The 20619-nt window shown below is 31.4% G+C and carries 14 protein-coding genes; 9 read left to right on the top strand and 5 right to left on the bottom strand.

Translation table 11 applies throughout. The annotated features are described in order from the left end of the window. Window positions 1-88 precede the first annotated feature (88 nt). Window positions 89-1294: a multidrug effflux MFS transporter gene (locus tag IM744_RS09345; protein ID WP_194507863.1), complete on the top strand. Its 1206-nt coding sequence runs from the start codon at window positions 89-91 to the stop codon at window positions 1292-1294. Here the strand turns inward: IM744_RS09345 and IM744_RS09340 are convergent. From IM744_RS09340 to IM744_RS09330, 3 genes are all read right to left on the bottom strand, one after another. Then, a complete protein-coding gene (locus IM744_RS09340) occupies window positions 1291-1752 on the bottom strand; it encodes a phage tail protein (RefSeq protein ID WP_194507862.1) in 462 nt (153 codons plus the stop codon). The two genes, IM744_RS09345 and IM744_RS09340, sit on opposite strands and share 4 nt — an antisense overlap. Before the next feature lie 41 nt (window positions 1753-1793). Beyond that, a complete protein-coding gene (locus IM744_RS09335; protein WP_194507861.1) occupies window positions 1794-3314 on the bottom strand; it encodes a metallophosphoesterase family protein in 1521 nt (506 codons plus the stop codon). A 75-nt stretch (window positions 3315-3389) separates the two neighbouring features. Beyond that, a complete protein-coding gene (locus IM744_RS09330; RefSeq protein WP_194507860.1) occupies window positions 3390-8693 on the bottom strand; it encodes a DUF7379 domain-containing protein in 5304 nt (1767 codons plus the stop codon). Window positions 8694-9005: 312 nt separating this feature from the next. Here IM744_RS09330 and IM744_RS09325 point away from each other — a divergent pair, with 312 nt between their 5' ends. The 8 genes from IM744_RS09325 to IM744_RS09295 all read left to right on the top strand — a co-directional run bounded on the left by IM744_RS09325 (window position 9006) and on the right by IM744_RS09295 (window position 16683). Beyond that, window positions 9006-9560, top strand: coding sequence for a helix-turn-helix domain-containing protein (locus IM744_RS09325; protein WP_194507859.1), 555 nt, complete (start codon window positions 9006-9008; stop codon window positions 9558-9560). A gap of 10 nt (window positions 9561-9570) precedes the next feature. Next, on the top strand, window positions 9571-10017 hold the full coding sequence (locus tag IM744_RS09320; RefSeq protein WP_194507858.1) for a response regulator: 447 nt from the start codon (window positions 9571-9573) through the stop codon (window positions 10015-10017). A 2-nt stretch (window positions 10018-10019) separates the two neighbouring features. Next, the gene (locus IM744_RS09315) at window positions 10020-11801 is read left to right on the top strand and encodes a CHASE3 domain-containing protein (RefSeq protein ID WP_194507857.1); all 1782 of its coding nucleotides are present in this window, start codon (window positions 10020-10022) and stop codon (window positions 11799-11801) included. A 225-nt stretch (window positions 11802-12026) separates the two neighbouring features. Next, window positions 12027-12197, top strand: a complete 171-nt coding sequence (locus IM744_RS09310) for a lmo0937 family membrane protein (protein WP_194507856.1) — start codon at window positions 12027-12029, stop codon at window positions 12195-12197. A 280-nt stretch (window positions 12198-12477) separates the two neighbouring features. Continuing rightward, on the top strand, window positions 12478-12609 hold the full coding sequence (locus IM744_RS20785) for a hypothetical protein (protein ID WP_262892950.1): 132 nt from the start codon (window positions 12478-12480) through the stop codon (window positions 12607-12609). Between the two features lie 66 nt (window positions 12610-12675). Continuing rightward, window positions 12676-13692, top strand: coding sequence for a helix-turn-helix domain-containing protein (locus IM744_RS09305; protein WP_194507855.1), 1017 nt, complete (start codon window positions 12676-12678; stop codon window positions 13690-13692). Window positions 13693-14120: 428 nt separating this feature from the next. Beyond that, window positions 14121-16013, top strand: a complete 1893-nt coding sequence (locus tag IM744_RS09300; RefSeq protein ID WP_194507854.1) for a DUF294 nucleotidyltransferase-like domain-containing protein — start codon at window positions 14121-14123, stop codon at window positions 16011-16013. Between the two features lie 4 nt (window positions 16014-16017). Further along, the gene (locus tag IM744_RS09295; RefSeq protein WP_194507853.1) at window positions 16018-16683 is read left to right on the top strand and encodes a 3'-5' exonuclease; all 666 of its coding nucleotides are present in this window, start codon (window positions 16018-16020) and stop codon (window positions 16681-16683) included. Between the two features lie 115 nt (window positions 16684-16798). Here the strand turns inward: IM744_RS09295 and acs are convergent, their stop codons facing one another. Both acs and IM744_RS09285 read right to left on the bottom strand, forming a co-directional pair. After that, the gene (acs, locus tag IM744_RS09290; protein WP_194507852.1) at window positions 16799-18706 is read right to left on the bottom strand and encodes an acetate--CoA ligase; all 1908 of its coding nucleotides are present in this window, start codon (window positions 18704-18706) and stop codon (window positions 16799-16801) included. A 17-nt stretch (window positions 18707-18723) separates the two neighbouring features. After that, on the bottom strand, window positions 18724-20619 hold the full coding sequence (locus tag IM744_RS09285) for an acetate--CoA ligase (RefSeq protein ID WP_194507851.1): 1896 nt from the start codon (window positions 20617-20619) through the stop codon (window positions 18724-18726).

The following is a 20619-nucleotide window of genomic DNA, read 5'->3' as shown; positions in this document are numbered from 1 at the left end:
AAATTGTTATCAAATTCAAGAACGATTAATGTTTTGTTAATTCAATATTAGACAGCAAATACTCTTTGTTTTCTCGTATTTTTGCACGATGCAAAATAAACCAACTTATAAGATTGAATTTATAGCACTAATGGCATCTTTGATGTCTTTAGTCGCTTTATCTATTGATGCCTTATTACCAGCTTTACCACAAATTGGTGATGCCCTTGGAGTGGTTAATGAAAAGGATAATCAATTACTGATTACTATGATTTTCTTGGGTTTAGGTTTTGGACAACTCATTTTTGGACCATTATCTGATAGTTTTGGGAGAAAACCAATGGTCTATTTTGGATTTACCGTTTTTGTTATTGCAACTATTATTTGTGTGACAGCAGATAGTTTAGAAGTCATGATTTTTGGTCGTATTCTTCAAGGAATTGGTCTATCATCTCCTAGAACCATTGCTATTGCCATGACACGAGATACTTATAGTGGTGATTTTATGGCAAAAATTCTCTCTATAATTGTCATGTTCTTTATCTTGGTTCCCATTGTTGCACCTACCTTTGGACAATTACTCCTCGATTTTTTTAATTGGAAAGCAATTTTCAATGTCAATCTTATTATAGGTTTACTTATTGTATTATGGTTTTGGAAACGACAACCCGAAACTTTAGAACCCAAAAAACGAATTAAATTTTCTCCTAGTATTTTTATTACTGGTACTGTAGAATTTCTAAGACATAAAGAAGCTGTTGCATTGACTTTCGTTTCAGGATTTATAACTGGTTCTTTTATGGTGTATTTGAGTACATCTCAGCAAATTTTCCAAAACCAATATCAATTAGGTGAATTATTTCCTTACATATTTGCAAGTACCGCATTTTCGGTAGGATTTGCGACATTTACAAATAGCAGATTGGTAATAAGGTTTGGATCTTTTAATATCGCATATTATGCAACAATAGCCTATGTTTTCATTTCAATATTATATGTGCTGTTGTTTTTTACAGGTGATAATCCAAGTATTCATGTATTGGTTACCTTTTTTTTACTACAGTTTTTTGCTGTTGGTTTTCTCTTCGGAAATTTGCGGTCTTTAGCAATGGAGCCTATTGGACATATTGCAGGCATTGGTGCAGCAATTAACGGATTTGTGTCCACAGTTATGGCAGTACCAATTGCAAACTACATTGGTGGTTTTGTAAAAACCTCTGTTTTACCCTTGTTTATAGGATTTTCTATTTGTGGGGTTTTGTCACTATTGGTTTTTGTTTGGTTGAAGAGGAGACGTCAATTGTTGAAAGCTTAACCATTAGTAATAATTAATTGTTCATGGGCAATTTCAATAGTATCTACCGCTACTTCATTGCTATCAGATTTTAAATCTGTACTTGTGATTTTTGTTGGCCAAGCATTATTAAGTTGCCATTGCATGGTTACTTTACCTTGTTCATCTAATAGTTTGATAAGCACTGTTCGCCTCTTAATTGTATTCATACTAATCTCTGCATGCCAATCCCAAAAGGTATTGTCGTTTACAAAGACACCACGCTTCATGGTTACATTTCCGTACTTAACTATTCCTGGCATTTTTTCCGTAGAAAATAAAGAACTATTACTTTGTCTATACTCAATGATTTGATTTTCAACATCCATTCCTGAGACTTCTTGAAATGAAACTCCTTGTAATTCTGTTCCTAAATCGACTTCAAATCTAAACTTTGGCAATGGCCATATTGCTCCTTGAGCACTTCCATCATCTGACATATTATGTGTTTTTAATTTATCTATTTATAATTTTCTAAAGCTTATTTAGAACTCCAAACAGGATTTGGTATTGAATTCTCGTTTGAGACTTCATAAAATGTTTCTTTAATTTCAGATCCATTAATTTCAATTATTGCAAATCCATTGAGCACACGCTCTTCTTGTGACAATGTTGGTTTGCTTGCATTTAAAGGTGTATGTGCATAATAGTTGAGTTCATCTCGCATTGTTTTAACTCCATTTTGCTCTATATAAAATCCCGAGCCATTCCCAAAAGGCATAGATGCATGACCACAACATCTAAATTGAGGTGTTTGACCTGTTGTTGATTTTGGGATTATAGTATCTGGAAAACTCAATTTTTCTGTATTATAAACAATACCGTTATGTACATGTCCCCAATACCAAAGATCTGGCATTTTCCCATCTAAAGCTGATGCTACTTGAGTCCACAATGGTTTATTTATTGTTAATTTATGGTCTTTTACTCCAATTCCATTATGGTGTGTCATAAGTAATAATGGTTTTCCTTTTTTAGAGAGATCATTTAGAAATTTATGTTGAGGGCTTTTATTAATATCTTTGTAGAGTGAACCTCTCATATACAATGCACTTTCATCAAAATATGCAGAATCTAATCCTACTAAAATCCAATCTCCAATATCTATTGAGAAATATGTGCATCCTATTTGTTCTTTAAATAAAGGATTAGATAAACTTTCTTTATATAAACCATTGGCTCCATCATACATCTCATGATTGCTATTCATTGTGTATAATTTACCTAGAGATTTATCTTTTAAAAGTCCTATTAGTTTTTTTCTTTCTTCATTAGATGTTCCTGCGTAATAGACATCTCCTAAATGGACAACATAATCTGGTTTTAGGCTTTCAATACCATTAATGACTAATTCTGCAGGAGCATTTGTTAATTCTCCGTCTTTCCATTGACCTGTTCCCCAATCTCCAAGAATTGCAATTTTCGCTTTTGCAGGTTTAGTTCCCGGTTTTTTTGTTGGATTTTTAGTTGGTTCTTTAGTTGGTTCTTTAGTTGGTTCTTTAGTTGATTTAGGAATTTCTACAAAAGAATGCACACCTTTTGGATCTAGATGTTTATAATACGCATACCAAACCAATACTGCTGTCCATAAGGGATCTAACTGACAATATTTAGAGATGAAATAAAGTGTACCATCTTCAGCCACAAAATTCCCTAAAATTGAATAAATCTGAGATTCTAACGATGCTTCCCCTTCTTTTAAAGGAAAATTAATATCACTTTTTGGGAGACCTAAATCACGTATTATTGATGTTAAGTAACCTTCGTCAACAAGTTTATTAAGAATATAAAGCGATAGCATATTTTCCATATCGTGATCATATCCATTCGTTTTAAAAGTTTTGTTGGTGAAATAACTTTCACATTTTTGTAAGTAAGACCAAAATTCGTTGAGTCCATTTTCCGAAGCGCTTAAAGTACTTATCTTTTTAGAAGAATTGTATAACGCATTGATGTTTACTAATTTTTGATGTTCGTCTTTAGAAAAATTAAAAATATTCATAACTAATTGATTTTTAGAGAATAAAGTTCCAAATAAAATCAACTTTATGCAATAGGTATATCTACGTGATTTTAATTAAATAATGAGTTTATTGATTTCGGTTTTAATTTGTTCTAATTGATCTCTTATGACATCGTCTTTCATATATTTTAATAAGAAATCAATTTGAATGATTTCATAATCTATAAATTTCGGACTGTAAAGCAACGCAAACACATCCTTGAACTTATCAATTATTTGAATCTCGATATCTGGCTTAAAATTGCTTTTAAGTAGAATCAATCCATAACTAGCTTCTGCCATTCCTATTAACACTGAAATATCTAAATCTGTTTTATCATAGTCTTCTAGTTCATTGTAAAGATCTAAAAGATAACTTTCTACATCTACAACATTTTCAAATGCTTTACTTACGTTCATACGATCTAATAACTTGCCTTGTCCTAATAACTCAAGAATATGACCTATAAAAATTAAGTTGGAGATCGCATCTAGAGAACTGCCATGATAAGGATCTATTGAGCATTCGTAAGACTCTTCGTAAAGTTTAAATGCTATCTCTAAATGTTTTATTTGTTCTGACTTTTCATCAAAATGAATGGACGCAAATTTGTATGCATTAGCAACAATGTTAAGTCTTGTTGGGTTTTTACCTATTAAAGTTAAAAACTCAATCTCCTTCAAATCTTCTAATATATTTTTACTATTTAAATGATTGGTTTTTATCTTACAGTATTCTTCTAAAGCTTGTATCGAGAAATTACCACTTGCATACAAAAACAGATCCTTAAATTTTTGAAGCGCAATTTCGCTTTTACCCAGTTCATTATAGACTAGTGCTTCTTTTTCTAAAATGTTCGCATCCAAAAGGTTAGCCTCTTCTACTTTTTCTAAATAATGTTCTAGTTTCCTTAGAGCTTTGTTTGTATTGTACTTTCGATCTTTAATTGCTATTAGCAAATTGTCTAAATCTGTATATACTTGAGACGAAATCACATATTCAAGATCGTCTTTCATGGAGTTCTTTCTGTTATTGAATCTGTAAAATTGATTTCCGTAGCATTGATACGCTCCCCAAGTACTTGACTTTTGATGATTTTGATAACAAGCTAATCTGGCTTTTTGTACAGACGTTCCAAAATCATAACCATCAAACATTTTCTCATAGAATACTTCAGAGAATGTTCTAGCAGCATTATCATCTACTGCCCAACCAGATATTACAATGGCTTTAACTCCCATCTCAATAAGCTGCGTACCAATATTTGCTGCTAATAAATAACGATCTTTTGTAAATTTATCGTCTTCTATATTGATAGTTCCTGAATAACAGCAATTAATGAAAACGAAATCTGGAACGTAACCTATTTGATTAATCATAGCAGGATCAATACACATACCGTTACCAATTGCAATCCCTATGTTATCATTTTCAACATCATATAATCCATGTCCTGAGAAATGAAGCATTTTATATTTTCGGTTAAACATTTCCATCATGATCGTTTTAGTATCACTATTAATAAATGAAAACGCTTTAAAACCATTACTATTTAATTGTTTAGAAAGCCACTCTGCTTCTTCTTTAGCTGCAGATAACTGAGGCAAACTATCACTTTGATAATTTGGGTCTCCAACAACAAAAACATAGTTGTTATTTAATTCTACTTGAAGGTAAGTTTCTGAATTTTCTGTAACTAATTGTCTTATAAAACTTGAAGTTACCGAAGCTGGAGTTTCACCAGTCTCTGAATCATGTAATAATTCCCACGGAATTTGAGCAGATGCTTTATCTAACTTGATGATCATATTGGTTTGATTTCTAAATATATTTTTGAAATCATTTGGTATGAGCATTTCAAAAAGTGTTTTAGATAAACGTTTATCCCAAAATGATTGGTATGAATTTTCTTCCAGCAAAAAGTGAATCTTATCCATGCCAATTCCTATCATCTCCTTCTCTACTCTTGCTAATCCATTAGATGAAAAGTATTTAAATCCATCAATAATTGCTTTTTTGTTAAGATCTTCAAACGTTTTTAAAACACTACTTATATGAAGGTTATACCACCAATTATATTGGGTTTCTGAGAACATTTGCTTTTTCTTAGCTCCTGCTCTGGAGACAATTCCTTTATTTAAATTGAAGGAGATACGTTTGTCATTATTTTTAATACGACTAAGGCCAAGATATGCTTGACTCGCTATAGATTCGTAAAAATTTATAATTTCTAAATTTTTAATTGGTTTTAAGCCATCTCCACTTTCTATGATATATGTGTTCGCTGCAGAAAGACCCAACAAGATCCCTTTAATAGAATCTTCGAGAGGTAATTTACCATAACCAATCCCAATTAATATTGCTGAAATTCCGTTAGCATAACGTTTAGCTCGAGGCAATGTATAATTATCTCTCATAAACATCGCGTACTTTAAAGCTGCTAATTTTACTGTTTTAGCTAGTAAATAAGTTGTGAGCTCACTATTATCTCCCAATCCACAAATTATGGCACCTTTTGGTTGTGTGTTTAAATTAAAAAACACTTCGCTCTCTCCTATTTTACCTGGATAATAGCCAATATCCATTCGTTGTGAAAGTCGATTATTTAAATAACCATCTAAAGCTTTTTCTGCACTCAAAATCATATCCATAAAGAAATGTCCCACTAATACTGGGTAAGACGCTACTTTAAGATCTCCATTAACTACTGTAACATTGATATTTTCTGTTTCAATTGGAGATGATGTTTGGCATCCAAAAATAGAATTAACAACATCATCTTCATTATACAATGGTTCTGCAAATTCATGCGATTCTCCAATAATTTCACCACTTCTAGATCTTGGTTCTTGAGTACTTAATCTATTGGTGCTTCCTGTTTTGATTATATCTTTAATACCTTCAAAAATATAAGTTTCGTTTGCTAAATCTCCATGAGATGTGTTAGAATAATATAGGTTTTTACTTCCTTTTAACTGTGTAGGTATTCCTGTTTGCCAAGTGACACTTCCATCTCCATAAGATGTGGTTTTGTAAACAAGTTGCTCAAATTTTGAAAATAATCTATCTTTATATTTATAATCAAAAACGGTTTTATCTGCTTTACCTGAGATATAATATACATTTTTAAAAAACGATGTGTCGCCTTCAACATCCTCTAAAAAGCTGATCACATTTTTTCTATAGGTATCATAATACTTTAATGATGTTTTATTTGTTGCTGCGGAAGGCATATGCTTGAGCTTGGACTTTTTATCTAAACCATCCCAATATGTCGCATTCCAGAAATCTCTTTTTCCTTTGGCTTCTATCGGAAGCAATTCAAATACACCTGGAAACTTCCAAAATATTTTTAACAAGTCTTTTCTATTGTTTTTAAAATCTATTGCTGCTAACTGTTTAACTCGTTTGCTATGTCCTGTTAGAACTTCCATTATGAGGTAAGAACCAAGCCATGGAGTACCCAACATTAAAAACTTGTTCTTTTCATTTTTAGAAAACGTTTTCCAAGTCTCTTGATGTGACATCATACATTGACGTGCAACTAATCCTCCCATGGAATGTGCTACAATGTTCACATTTACATTGTCTTTAACTAAAGTATCTATTAAATCTGCCAATTCTTGAGCAGCAGGTGCAACTGACTTTCTCCAATCGAACTCTAAGGTAATCACATCATATTCCGAAGAAAAATATTCTGCTATTTTTAAGTAAAACTTTTTAATTGCTCCAGAAGCTTTAACTTTTGTAGAACTTATGTTTAGGTCATTAGGTATTGCTCCTTTATTAAGATTGCGCATATTAACCCATTGCTCCTCTCCTTCGCTAGAAAGGCTTGAACCCATAATGCCAGGAATGATAATGACAACATCTCTAGTTATATTTTTAGGCTTTAATGAAAAACCTTCCATAGAAAACAAGTCTAATACGACACCTCGTTCTCCTTCAGTAAGCGTTATTTTATTGTAACTAATCGCTGGAAGTTCATTAGTAGATTGTAAAGCCTCAACTATGGCATTTTGTGAGTTTGAATTAGAAAAATATTTGAAATGATTGGTTTCGCCTCCTTTAGATAGGTACTCAAAAACACCATTTTTTCTTAAAAACCCATGCCTCATTCGATGTGTATCTACAACTAAATCATTGGGAGCGCGATAAAATAGATTGGCAAGAATTACTTTTAATGAATTGAAGTTAACTCCAGATAAATCTGAATCTCCCGATATGACATATAAATCACTGGTCACAAAAGTATCGGCTGCATTCATCATTTTTTGAAATGCAGACTCTGGCATCATGCTATTAAGTCCTGGTAACACTTCAGGATTTTCTTTCTGGCTAATTAATTCTAATAAAAAAGATTTAACAACGCTATACATCGGGTTACGAACACCAAATGCTAAAGACACTGCATTGAGTAATAAATTAAAAAAATGGTCAACTCGTCTTGATAAAATTGTGGTTCCACTTGCTGGAGATGCAACTCTCACTACTTTATCTATTTTTAGTCGCTTTAACTCTACTACTTTATTGATTTCTAACATCAAATTATAAGACACTTTATCTTCTTTTTTAAGGATCAAAAGTTCATTTTCGCTAAATCCTATTTGAGATGTGTAATTTCTGTAATCACATTTTGCAAGAACATCTGCAATTAAGCCTCCTCTAGAATGACTTATAATATCTATATGACAATCGCTTGGACAAGCATTAAGAAAGTCTAAAGCATTTTGCAAAGGACTTAGAGATAATGTATGATGCTCTAGTGCAATAATATTCTCATTATACTGATTTAGAAGATCTTCCCAAATATTACTGGTTTTTAAACTTGCAAAAGCATCTACTGTTGTTGATAATGTACCATGCAAAAAAAGAAGATGTTTATTGTCTGCCATTCCTTTTATTGGCGATAATTTGAATTCCCGATCTACACTATATAATCCTGGGTATTGCTGAATTTTTTTATCATAAGTTTTGGCTAATGCAGTTATCGTTGTTTTTGCAACAGTTTTTGGTGTAAAAACACTAAATAATTTGACTATTGCCCTACTTATCAAACCTCTAGATTGATCTTCACTTGAGATTTGAGTTTCAAATAAATAGTCGGCATCATTAATTGACCGCTTTTCTAGTGTTGCTGGATCGTAAATTTCTTGTAAATCTTCTGGATAACCAATCCATTCTGTATCATCGGAAAATTGAATTGATAATATTTCATCAGGCTCAATATCAATTATTAATGTTTTATTTTCAGACCGTGTAGAAGAGACTTCAATAATGGTTTTTAAGTCAAATTTTGAATTTAAATAGGAAGGTAGAATTGCATCTGTATTGTCTAACTCTACTTTATTACCGTATAACTTTGCTCTTTTTGCCATTACTATTTAATTTAAAAAGTTGGTATATGTATAGCCACAACAGATTAATCTCTATCTGTCAATAGACCACACAACTAAAATTTTAATTAATTAAATAGGGAGTGTAAATGATTTAAAACCAAAACTTTATAAAAATACAAAAAAAACAACTTAAACTATCATGTGATGGTTTTTTTAAGTTGTTTTCTGTATTCCGAAGAAAAAAAACATTATTTATACTATCATAAATATGCGGTATTAAGCTAATTTTATAATCGATAAAGCTCTTTTATAATTTTAAATAATTTAAATTTATAACTTGTATTGACCGCTATGAAACTATTTTTAAAATTTGACGTTAAGCAACTCTGTGATAACATTTTGAGCAATCAATTTTCTAATCTTAATATCAATTTTAGAATATTGGCTTATGGCGAAATTGAAATTTTAGATAAACTATCCAAAACTCAATGGATTGATGTAAAAAACACATTAGAAGATTATGGTATAACCGTTGTAGAAGATCAAAAAAGTATTTTAATTCAGAAAATCAAAGACGCTATCATAGAGATGGTCAACGATGAAGAAGAAACGATTACTGTAAAAAGCTCTGTTTATCTTGCTGAAAAATTAAATCATAGTTATGGTTATTTATCTAATTTGTTTTCTGAAATAACCTATACATCTATTGAGAACTACATTATTTTACAAAAAATAGAACACGCAAAACATTTAATTACAACTTCAAGTATGACACTTACTGAAATTGCTTTTAAACTCAACTATTCTAGCGTTGCTCACTTAAGTACACAATTTAAAAACACCACAGGAATTACACCTTCTGCTTTTCAAAGAATTATTGTGAAGAGAAGAGAGATAACTCTATAATTAATGATTTATGCAAAATAACTTAATCAATATAGTATTGGCAGATGATGATGAGGATGACAGGTTATTCTTTACTGAAGCATTTGAAGAGTTGAAAATAAAAAGCAACGTTTCTACCTATAATAATGGAGTATTATTAATGGAATATTTAAACAAAACTGATAGTATCTTACCAGAGTTATTATTTTTAGATTTAAATATGCCAAAAAAATCGGGTATTGAATGCTTGGTTGATATTAAAAAAAATGCTCGATTAAAAGACATGGTAATTGCAATCTACTCAACTTCTGCATCAGAAGAGGATATTGAAAAAACATTTGTTTTGGGAGCTAATATCTATATTAAAAAGCCTAATGATTTTAAAAAATTAAAGAAAGCTTTATCTGAGGTAGTAACAACCAATTGGCAATATCAAACAGATAGTTTAAATAAGGATAATTTTTTACTACGCTTATAAAAATGGGGATCACTTCAACTTATAACAATCATTTTTTAAAAATAGCTTTTGGCTTAGGTCTTTTCGTCATTTTGTGTATTGGAGGTTTTTCATATAAACATACTCAAGATTTAAAAGATTCTATGGAAATGGTAAAACATACCTATGAAGTCAATTTAGAGTTAAAAAATTTATTAGCTAATCTAAAAAATACTGAAACCAGTGAACATGGATTTATCATTATAAATGATTCTAGTTTTATAGATAGTTATAATTCGGGACGAATAAAAATTGCAGAAAATTTAAAACGAATCAATGTCTTAACTAAAGATAATCCCGAACAGCAACGCAATCTAGACAGCCTCAATAAAGCGATTGGCAAACGCCTTTTTTATCTTTCTGAAACTTTACAAAGCTATAAATTAGGCCAAATAAGATCTCCCAAATTCATATCTAGCTTTAAGTTAGGTAATCTAAAAATGAATAGTATCAGGGAACAAGTTCAGACCATGATTACTTATGAGGACAAAATACTTGAAATAAGGCAGGTACAAAACAAAAAAGCGTTAGAACGAACACCAATTATCTTGTATTCCATTTTAATTCTAACCTTGTTACTTTTACTTGTTGCATATGCTATTATAAACAGGGATTTAAAAGTTCTCAAGGAAAATAATGAACAACTCAATATTTTTAAAGAATCTGCGAACTTATCTGAAATTGTAAGTAAGCATGGATCATGGACTTGTAATATTGATCAGGATGTTTATGAGTTTTCAGATAATTTTTATAGAATTTTAGGTGAAGAACCACAATCTTTTGAATCTAATATTGAAAACTTTATGAAGTTTGTCCATAAAGATGATGTTCAAAAATTGACGACTCAAGTTGAAAATATGCTTATTGAAAAGAATTTACCATTTATATACTATAGAGTTGTTAGAAAAAATGGAGAAATAAGACACTTAAAAGCATTCGGTGAATTATATGTTAACAACGAAGGTGAAAATAATTTAATAGGTACAACCGCAGATATTACTGATGAGGTTAACAATTTTAGACTCATTGAAGAACGAAATGAAGAATTGGAACGTAACAATAAGGAGCTTTCTGCATTCAACTATGTTGCTAGTCATGATTTACAAGAACCGTTAAGAAAAATTCAAACATTTATTTCCAGGCTTGATGAGAAGGAATATGAAAAATTATCAGATAGCGGAAAATTATACATGTCACGTATCAAAAAAGCTGCATCTCGTATGCGATTATTAATTGACGATCTGCTACAATTTTCTAGAACTAATAAATCTGATAACATTACTGAATTAACAGATATCAATGAATTAATCGAAGCTGCAAAGCAAGAAAATATAGAAGCCATAATTAGTAAAAAAGCAATAATTTATAATGATGAGATGCCAAATATGATGGTTATCCCATTTCAGATTAAACAACTTTTTATTAATTTAATTGGTAATGCTCTAAAATATAGCAAAGACGATATTCCTCCAGTAATTAATATTACATATGCTAAAGTACATTCTCTTGAGGATAAAAACTTACCTAATTTAACTCATGGTTACTATCACCAAATTTGCGTAATTGATAATGGTATTGGCTTCGAACAAGAGTTTGCGGAAAAAATATTTACCCTTTTTAGCAGATTACATAGTAGAGATGAATACTCTGGGACGGGAATTGGACTGTCTATTTGCAAAAAAATAATGGAAAATCATAAAGGAAATATCACTGCAGAAGGAAAACTAAACGAAGGTTCTATATTTAAAATCTACATACCGAGCTAACTATTTAACTAAAGTGTATGTTATCATTTTTAATTCTGAAATGTAACATTACAAAACACCTTTGTAAACTAAAATGGAAATTTTATAACATCCATGTCATATTATGTAACACGCATCAAGTGATTAAAATTGATATTTACAGCGTTTAACTAGATGTCATCTTTTCGATCTATAAATCTCTAGCATTGAAAATTTCTTCTAAATTTTAGAATACGAAACTGTAATATGAAACTACTAACTTATTTAATTATAGTCACTTTGGTAATTCTTTGGGCTATAGGTTATTTTGTATATGGATCTGAAAATTTAATACACTTACTACTTGTATCTGCAGTATTACTTCTTGTATATAGTTCGTACAAAAAAAAAAGTAACGATAACAATTTTGGTTTTTAGTAATTCATTCTTCATCATTACACTTATTTTTTAATCCTTTTTAAGTACTTACAGTTGTATTTGATAAGTTCCTCATTTTATTTTTTCTACAATATTATTTAGAACATGCACTTTTATTCTTAAAGTATATCGCCTATTCTACTATTAAATCTCCAAAACATGTATTATGATTTGTTTAACGTTTTCCTGTAATAATGTAACACTTTTCAAAAATTGTATAACAGAAAACCTTGATTTAGGGTGCATCTTTGTAACATAAATTAATGTAAACCTTATAATTATGAAAACGCAATCCAACTTTATAGACAAACAGTTTGCAAGAGTAGGCAGAATTTCTCCTTCACCAATACAAACAAATAATGGATCTACATTAAAAAATGAGTTAGTTCAAAACACCTCAAAAACAGAGTAATTAGACTATTACCTATTTGTTTGAAAACTAACTTTAAAATCAATATTAATTAAACCATTCAACATCATGATAACAGTACAACCAGAAATAAACGAATTAAATTCTTTTTTTGAAAATTTACAAATCGAGTTAGGTGGTAATTTAATCTCTAACGGTAAAGAAAATATTTTAGAAATAGATAGAGAACTAGGCAAAGGAACCATTAGATCTATTGATCTTGGAGATCAAATTTCTTTTCTAGAATTTGATTTAAATTTAAATGAAGATGTTAAAATTACACTTAATGCACAAGTAGGTAATTATGTGAATTTTGCCTATTGCTCTAAAGGTAAATTCTCACACAGTTTTGCAAATTCTAATAACAAAAATACCATAGATAATTTTCAAACAGGAATAGTCTCAAATATACAATCAAAAACCAATACTTTGTATCTATACAAAGACATGCACATACAATCGTCTATCATTTATGTAAACACAGAAAATGCAAACGATTATAGTTCAAACATCAATGCCTCTTTAAAAGATTTATTTATTTCAAATAAACAAGAGGATTTCATACACTTAGGTTCATTTAATCTAAAGATTGCAGAATATATTAAGCAATTGAGAGCTATAAAACAAGAAGGCATTGTAAGGTCCTTACTTATAAAAGGGTTAGTAAATGTTATATTAGCTCTTGAAATTGAACAACATAAAGAAGACATTGCAAATGCAGAATACTCTTCTTGCTCATTAACAAGAACAGAGTTGAAATCTATAAATGAATTAATAGACTATGTAGACAATTATCCTGATTTAGATCATAAGTTGGATATCTTGACTAAAAAAATAGGTTTATCTGCTGCAAAAATTCAAGAAGGGTTTAAAATGACTAAAGGCTTGACTGTTTGTGAATACATAAGATACGTAAGACTTTCAAAAGCAGAAGAGCTAATGAGTACTACAGATTTAAATATATCTGAAATTGTATATAGCCTAGGTTTTACAAGTAGAAGTTACTTTTCTAAAATTTTTAAGGAACGATTTAGTTGTGCTCCTAGTCATTATAAGAAAAAAGTTAGGTTAGCTGTGTCAGCATAATATATATCAAGAAAGCTCTAATTACAATAGTATTTAGAGCTTTCTTATTTTAAAATCATATTTATATTTCTTCTTACTTCTTTTCTCACAAAATATTTTCTGTAATACCCTCTATAATTTAGATTTAACATCTCATTTATGCGATTCGTATAGATTATCACTCCAAAATTATACTTTAAATATCATATCTTTTTTTTACCGCATTAGTGATTGAGCCATTGTTGGAGCTCTCCCGATAATTATCGGGAAGCGACTGGTGAAAGCACGACGTTTTGCTTTTTTTTTTAAAGCAAAAGGTAATGCCCAAATACCATATTTTCATGTTTTCATCTTTTTAAAAACACATATCATATAAACAACTATATCAATTTAGCGTAAAACATGATATTACTCATAGATACACCATTCCTTTTTTGTTACTTTAGAGTATGAATACTATTGCAGAACGTATCTACGATTTTCTAAAGGACTTCCCTCCTTTTAGCATGTTGATGAAAAGTGAATTATTGGCTATCTGTAAAGCTATTGATATTCATTATTTAGAAAAGGATACCTACTTATTTATCACAGGATCTCCTGTTCAAAATCAATTTTATGTCGTTAAAGATGGTGCCATTGGCTTATTTAGAGCACAAACAAATACATTGGTAGATGAGTGTGATGAAGGCGATATTTTTGGATTGAGAGCACTTATGCGACAAGGTGATTATAAATTGAGTGCTAAAGCCATAGAAGAAAGTATTGTATATAGTATTTCTTCGGAATTATTTCAACAGAATATTACTACCAATGCAGAGGCAAGCAAATTTCTAATGTCGAGTTTTGTTTCAAATACATACTATATTGAATCTAACCAAGTAGATCATAATCTGTCTACTGAAAATATACAAGAGTTTATTGAAGAGCAGTCTGCAGATTACTCTAAAAACCCAGTGCATTGTTCATCTGAAACACGTATAAAAGATGCTGCATTGATTATGACAAATAAGCGTATAGGTTCAATTGTAATAACAAAAGACAACAGACCTTTAGGGATTATAACAGATAAGGATTTACGCACTAAAATTGCAACAGGATTAATTTCTATTGAAGATTCTGTGACAAAAATCATGTCTTCACCAGTGATTACATATCCTGAAAGTATTACTGTTGCCGAAGCTCAAATTGCAATGATAAAGCATCGTATTACTCATCTATGTATTACTAAAGATGGTACACCAAATACGGAGTTAACAGGTATTCTATCTGAACACGATATTATTGTAATTCGAGAAAACAATGCTTCTGTTTTGGTAAAAGAAATCAAACGTGTTAACACTCCAGAGCAGCTTCAGCACATACGTAAACGTGCAGAGCAATTATTGAAACGTTATATAGAACAACAAATCCCAATTACGTTTGTCACAAAGATTCTATCCACTATTAATGATAGTATTACACAACGACTTATCGATTTGTGCATTGAAGAAATGCCAACACCTCCTCCCACCTCTTTTGCTTGGTTAGCTATTGGAAGTCAAGGTCGTGAGGAACAATTATTGCTCACAGATCAAGATAATGCTTTGGTGTTTAATGAAGTTCCTGAAAATGATTACAATAAAACACAACAGTACTTTTTAACGCTATCTAAAAAGATTAATCAAGGTCTAAATATCATCGGTTTTGAATTATGTCCTGCAAATATGATGGCTAGTAATCCAAAATGGTGCTTGTCTATATCGCAATGGAAAACACAATTTAAATCTTGGATTACCACACCAGATCAAGATAATTTGATGCTTTGTAGTATTTTCTTTGATTTTGAATTCGTGTATGGTGATGCCAATTTATCAACAACAATGGCTGAAAGTATTTTTACCTCCATTGAATCTCATGATATATTTTTAAATTTTTTAGGATTAAATGCATTGAAAAACCCACCGCCTTTAAGCTTCTTTAGACAGTTTTTAGTCGAAAGAGATGGTGAACATAAAGATCAATTTGATATTAAAGCAAGAGCGATGATGCCACTGGTTGATGCAGCTCGACTTTTGATACTATCTAAAAATATGAAAGCACACAATAATACAATAGTGCGTTATGAGAAACTCGCGGAATTAGAACCACAAAACAAAGATGTTTTTCTTGCATGTCGTGATGCTTTTAAAAACCTTTTACGTTTTAGAACAGAACAAGGCCTAAGGCATAATGACTCTGGTCGTTTTATTGATTTGCAAACATTGAGCAAAGCCAATCGGTTAGAATTAAAGAGCACCTTTAGAGCAGTGAAAGACATACAAGATCTTATTCAAACTCGATTTAAACTCTCACAATTCATGTAATGGTATGAGCTGGTTTAAGAAAAAGTCATATCCAGATTTTTGGAAACAGTATTTAGAGTGTTTTGAAAGCAATCAAAACTTAGATATTGAAACCATTCGCTTTGTCATTTTTGATACCGAAACCACAGGTTTAGACACAAAACATGATCGTATCTTATCTATTGGAACTATTGCTGTTATTGGAAATACTATTAAGGTTTCTGATAGTTTTGAGTGTTATCTACAACAAGATTTGTTCAATGCCAAAACAGTAAAAATTCATGGTTTGTTAAAAGCAGGTCATTTTAACAAAGTTCAAGAACGCGATGCAATAATTCAGTTTTTAGCGCACATCAAGAATAGCGTATTGGTAGCTCATCATGCAGGTTTTGATGTTACAATGATTAACCAAGCTTTAAAACGTATGAACTTACCTAAACTAAAAAACAAAGTTCTAGACACGGGACATTTATTTATAAAAACTAAACTAGATGACTCAAAAACGCACTATAGTTTAGACGACCTATCACTTCGTTTTAAAATTCCGCAACACGACAGACACACTGCTTCTGGAGATGCATATATCACAGCCTTATTACTAGTCAAAATTCTTGCTGTCTTAAAGAAAAACAATCCTTCATTACAACTCAAAGATTTATTACGAAGTCATACGAGAATTGGATTGTTATAAAAAAACGCAACCCTTGAGGTTGCGTTTAGAATTATTGTTTACTTATTAGTTAAAACCTTAAATTAATAAAATTATTCCACTCACCTATTTAGTAAATGAGTGGAATATCCATAGTCTATAAAGAATGATCCATGATATCTTGAACACATTCTGGATTTAACAAAGTACTAATATCACCTAAATTACTAGTGTCTTTTTCAGCGATTTTCCGAAGAATACGTCTCATAATTTTTCCGCTTCGTGTTTTTGGTAAACCTTCTGTGAATTGAATTTTATCTAGTTTTGCTATTGGCCCTATTCTATCAGCTATTAATTGATTAATCTCTTTACGAAGGTTGTCATGGTTTCTAGTTTCTCCAGCATCTTTTAAAGTGACATAACCATATAGTGCACTTCCTTTGACATCATGTGGAAAACCTACAATGGCACTTTCTGAAATTGCTGGATGTTCGTTTATAGCATCTTCAATTGGAGCAGTTCCTAAATTATGTCCAGAAACAATAATCACATCATCTACTCTACCTGTAATTCTATAATAACCAACTTCATCTCTTAACGCACCATCTCCTGTAAAATACTTGTTTTCATAGGTAGAAAAATAGGTATCTTTATAACGTTGATGATTTCCCCAAATAGTACGCGCAATACTTGGCCAAGGAAATTTAATACATAATCGTCCTTCTACTTGATTGCCTTTTAATTCTTCTCCATTTTCATCCATTAAACAAGGTTGAACACCAATAAATGGTAAGGTCGCATAAGTTGGTTTTGTTGGTGTTACATATGGGATTGGTGTAATCATAATTCCGCCAGTTTCTGTCTGCCACCATGAATCTATGATTGGACTTTTTCCTTTTCCCACATTATCATTATACCAATGCCAAGCCTCTTCGTTAATTGGTTCTCCTACACTTCCTAAAACTTTAAGAGAAGATAAATCATATTTTTCTACCAGCTCAACGCCTTGTTTTGCTAAAGCACGAATTGCTGTTGGTGCAGTATAAAACTGATTGACTTTATGTTTATCTACAATGTCCCAAAAACGTCCGAAATCTGGATAACTTGGTACACCTTCAAACAAAACAGTTGTTGCGCCATTGCATAATGGACCATAAACAATATAGGAATGACCCGTAATCCAACCAATATCTGCTGTACACCAATACACATCATTTTCTCTATATTGAAACGCATTTTTAAACGTATATGCGGTATAAACCATATAACCAGCTGTGGTATGAACCATTCCTTTTGGTTTTCCGGTTGAACCAGATGTGTACAAAATAAATAGCGGATCTTCGGCTTGCATGACTTCGGCTTGACATTGATCTGAAGCTACATTTAATAAAGGTTGTAACCATTTATCACGACCTTCTTTCATGGTAATGTCTGAGTTAATTCGCTTTGCGACTAAAACGGTATCAACACCTGGACAAGACTCTAAAGCTTCATCAACAATACCTTTTAAATCAATTGTTTTTGCTCCACGATACGAACCGTCTGCAGTAATAACTATTTTACAATCACTATCATTTATTCTAGTTGCTAATGCTGTTGAAGAAAAACCAGCAAATACAACAGAGTGTATTGCTCCTATTCTAGCACAAGCTAACAAAGAAATTGCTAATTCTGGAATCATAGGCACGTAGATACAAACACGATCTCCTTTTTTTACACCTTGGTCTTTTAAAACATTGGCAAATTGATTCACGCGATGGTATAATTGTCTGTATGTAATATGCTCTGCACCTTCATTTGGGTCGTTTGGCTCAAATAAAATTGCGGTTTTATCTCCTCTCGTCGCTAAGTGTCTGTCTATGCAATTTTCTGTAATATTTAGTTGTGCGCCTTCAAACCATTTAACTTCTGGTTTTTTAAAATCCCACTCTAAAACGTTGTCCCATTTTTTTCGCCATAAAAAATGTTCTTCAGCGATTTCTTCCCAGAAATTTTCTGGATTTCTAACCGATTTTCTATAGACTTGGTAGTATTCTTCTAAATGTTTTATATGATAATTACTCATAGTTTGTTAGTTTAATTTTATTTATGAATCCCAATTTTATGGGTTTGATATACGATTTTAATTTCATCAATTATTTTTACATCATCAATGGTTGATGGTATATTATATTGCTGTTCATCTGCGATATTACGTAACAATTTACGAAGAATTTTCCCACTTCGTGTTTTTGGTAATCGGTTAACAATTAATACATCTCTAAAGGAAGCTACAGCTCCAATTTCATGACGTACATCTTGAACAATTTCTTTTTGAATTTGATTTTCTTCGGAAGCTTCGCCAAACTTCAAAACCACTAATCCTAAAGGTTTTTGACCTTTAATGTCACAATGCACACCAAATACAGCACATTCTGCAACAGACTCATGTGAAGCTACAATTTCTTCCATTTCTGCAGTAGATAATCTATGTCCTGCAACGTTTATAATATCGTCTACACGACCTGTAATAAATACGTAACCATCTTCGTCTTTATAGCCACCATCTCCTGAAAAATAATAACCAGGAAAACGATCTAAATAACCAGATTTAAAACGCTCTGGATTTCCCCAAAGATTACTTAATGTTCCGGGTGGTAATGGTAATTTTACTGCGACATAACCTTCAACAGAATCTTCAACTTCTTCGCCTTCTTCATTTAAAATTTGAATGTCATAACCACAAACTGGAAAACTTGCTGATCCTGGTTTTACGTCTTGCAATGCAACACCAACCATATTTGCAATCATTGGCCAACCACTTTCTGTTTGCCACCAATGATCAATTACTGGAACGTTTAACTTTTCTTCCGTCCAATTTAAAGTGGCTACATCACAACGTTCACCTGCTAAAAACTGATATTTTAAACAGGACAAATCAAATTGTTTTAATAATTCGCCATCTGGATCTTCCTTTTTTATAGCTCTAATTGCTGTTGGTGCAGTAAACATCACTTTTACTTGATGCTCGCTAATGACTCGCCAAAACGTAGAAGCGTCTGGTGTTCTTATAGGCTTACCTTCAAACAAAATTGTTGTATTTCTGTTTAATAATGGTCCGTAAACAATATAGCTGTGTCCTACGACCCAACCAACATCACTTGCTGCCCAAAACACATCACCTTCATCAAGTCCATAAATGTATTTCATAGAGAATTTTAATGCAGTTGCATAACCACCTGTATCTCTAATAATTCCTTTTGGCGTTCCTGTGGTTCCTGAAGTGTATAGAATATAAGAAGGATGTGTAGATTCAATTGAAATAGCTTCGATTGAAGGTGATTTCTCTACCAAAGTAGCGTAATCTACGTCATAGTTTTTCTTCGGAATTTCAACACCTAGTTCTCTATCAAAAACAATAACATGTTCTGGCTTATTTTTCGCTTTATCGATTGCTTGATCTACAAAAGGTTTATATGGAATAATACGCTCAATTTCTATTCCATTAGATGCTGTAATAATTGCTTTTGGTTTGCAGTCGTCTATTCTGATAGCCAACTCATGAGGTGCAAAACCACCAAACACAACCGAATGTATCACACCAATTCTAGCACAAGCTAACATGGCATATAATGCTTGCGGAATCATTGGCATATAGATAATACACGTGTCTCCTTTTTGAAGTCCCAAACTTTGCAATCCACCTGCTAATTTAGAAACTTCATGATGCAATTGGTTGAAAGTAATGTGTTGTTTTACATTGGTAACTGGTGAGTCGTAAATAACTGCATTTTGGTTTCCATAACCATCATTTATGTGTTTATCAATACACAAATAGCTGAGGTTAAGTTTCCCATCTTCAAACCATTGGTCATAGTTATATTTATCCTTAGATAAAATATTATTTGGTGTATCAAACCAATCTAATTGTTTGGCTTGTTCACTCCAAAATTGTTCTGGATACTGTATACTTTTATTATAGAATTCTTGGTATTTCAT

The organism is Psychroserpens luteus (genome assembly GCF_015319355.1).
In the GTDB taxonomy this organism is placed as follows: Bacteria; Bacteroidota; Bacteroidia; order Flavobacteriales; family Flavobacteriaceae; genus Psychroserpens; species Psychroserpens luteus.
The sequence above is the reverse complement of the archived record's forward strand: the minus strand, read 5'-3'. Positions and strand labels throughout refer to the sequence as shown.

Bases quoted from the DNA above. Each gene is read 5' to 3' on its own strand.
- IM744_RS09345 (WP_194507863.1), top strand. From the start codon at position 89: ATGCAAAATAAACCAACTTATAAGATTGAATTTATAGCACTAATGGCA.
- IM744_RS09340 (WP_194507862.1), bottom strand. From the start codon at position 1,752: ATGTCAGATGATGGAAGTGCTCAAGGAGCAATATGGCCATTGCCAAAG.
- IM744_RS09335 (WP_194507861.1), bottom strand. From the start codon at position 3,314: ATGAATATTTTTAATTTTTCTAAAGACGAACATCAAAAATTAGTAAAC.
- IM744_RS09330 (WP_194507860.1), bottom strand. From the start codon at position 8,693: ATGGCAAAAAGAGCAAAGTTATACGGTAATAAAGTAGAGTTAGACAAT.
- IM744_RS09325 (WP_194507859.1), top strand. From the start codon at position 9,006: ATGAAACTATTTTTAAAATTTGACGTTAAGCAACTCTGTGATAACATT.
- IM744_RS09320 (WP_194507858.1), top strand. From the start codon at position 9,571: ATGCAAAATAACTTAATCAATATAGTATTGGCAGATGATGATGAGGAT.
- IM744_RS09315 (WP_194507857.1), top strand. From the start codon at position 10,020: ATGGGGATCACTTCAACTTATAACAATCATTTTTTAAAAATAGCTTTT.
- IM744_RS09310 (WP_194507856.1), top strand. From the start codon at position 12,027: ATGAAACTACTAACTTATTTAATTATAGTCACTTTGGTAATTCTTTGG.
- IM744_RS20785 (WP_262892950.1), top strand. From the start codon at position 12,478: ATGAAAACGCAATCCAACTTTATAGACAAACAGTTTGCAAGAGTAGGC.
- IM744_RS09305 (WP_194507855.1), top strand. From the start codon at position 12,676: ATGATAACAGTACAACCAGAAATAAACGAATTAAATTCTTTTTTTGAA.
- IM744_RS09300 (WP_194507854.1), top strand. From the start codon at position 14,121: ATGAATACTATTGCAGAACGTATCTACGATTTTCTAAAGGACTTCCCT.
- IM744_RS09295 (WP_194507853.1), top strand. From the start codon at position 16,018: ATGAGCTGGTTTAAGAAAAAGTCATATCCAGATTTTTGGAAACAGTAT.
- acs (WP_194507852.1), bottom strand. From the start codon at position 18,706: ATGAGTAATTATCATATAAAACATTTAGAAGAATACTACCAAGTCTAT.
- IM744_RS09285 (WP_194507851.1), bottom strand. From the start codon at position 20,619: ATGAAATACCAAGAATTCTATAATAAAAGTATACAGTATCCAGAACAA.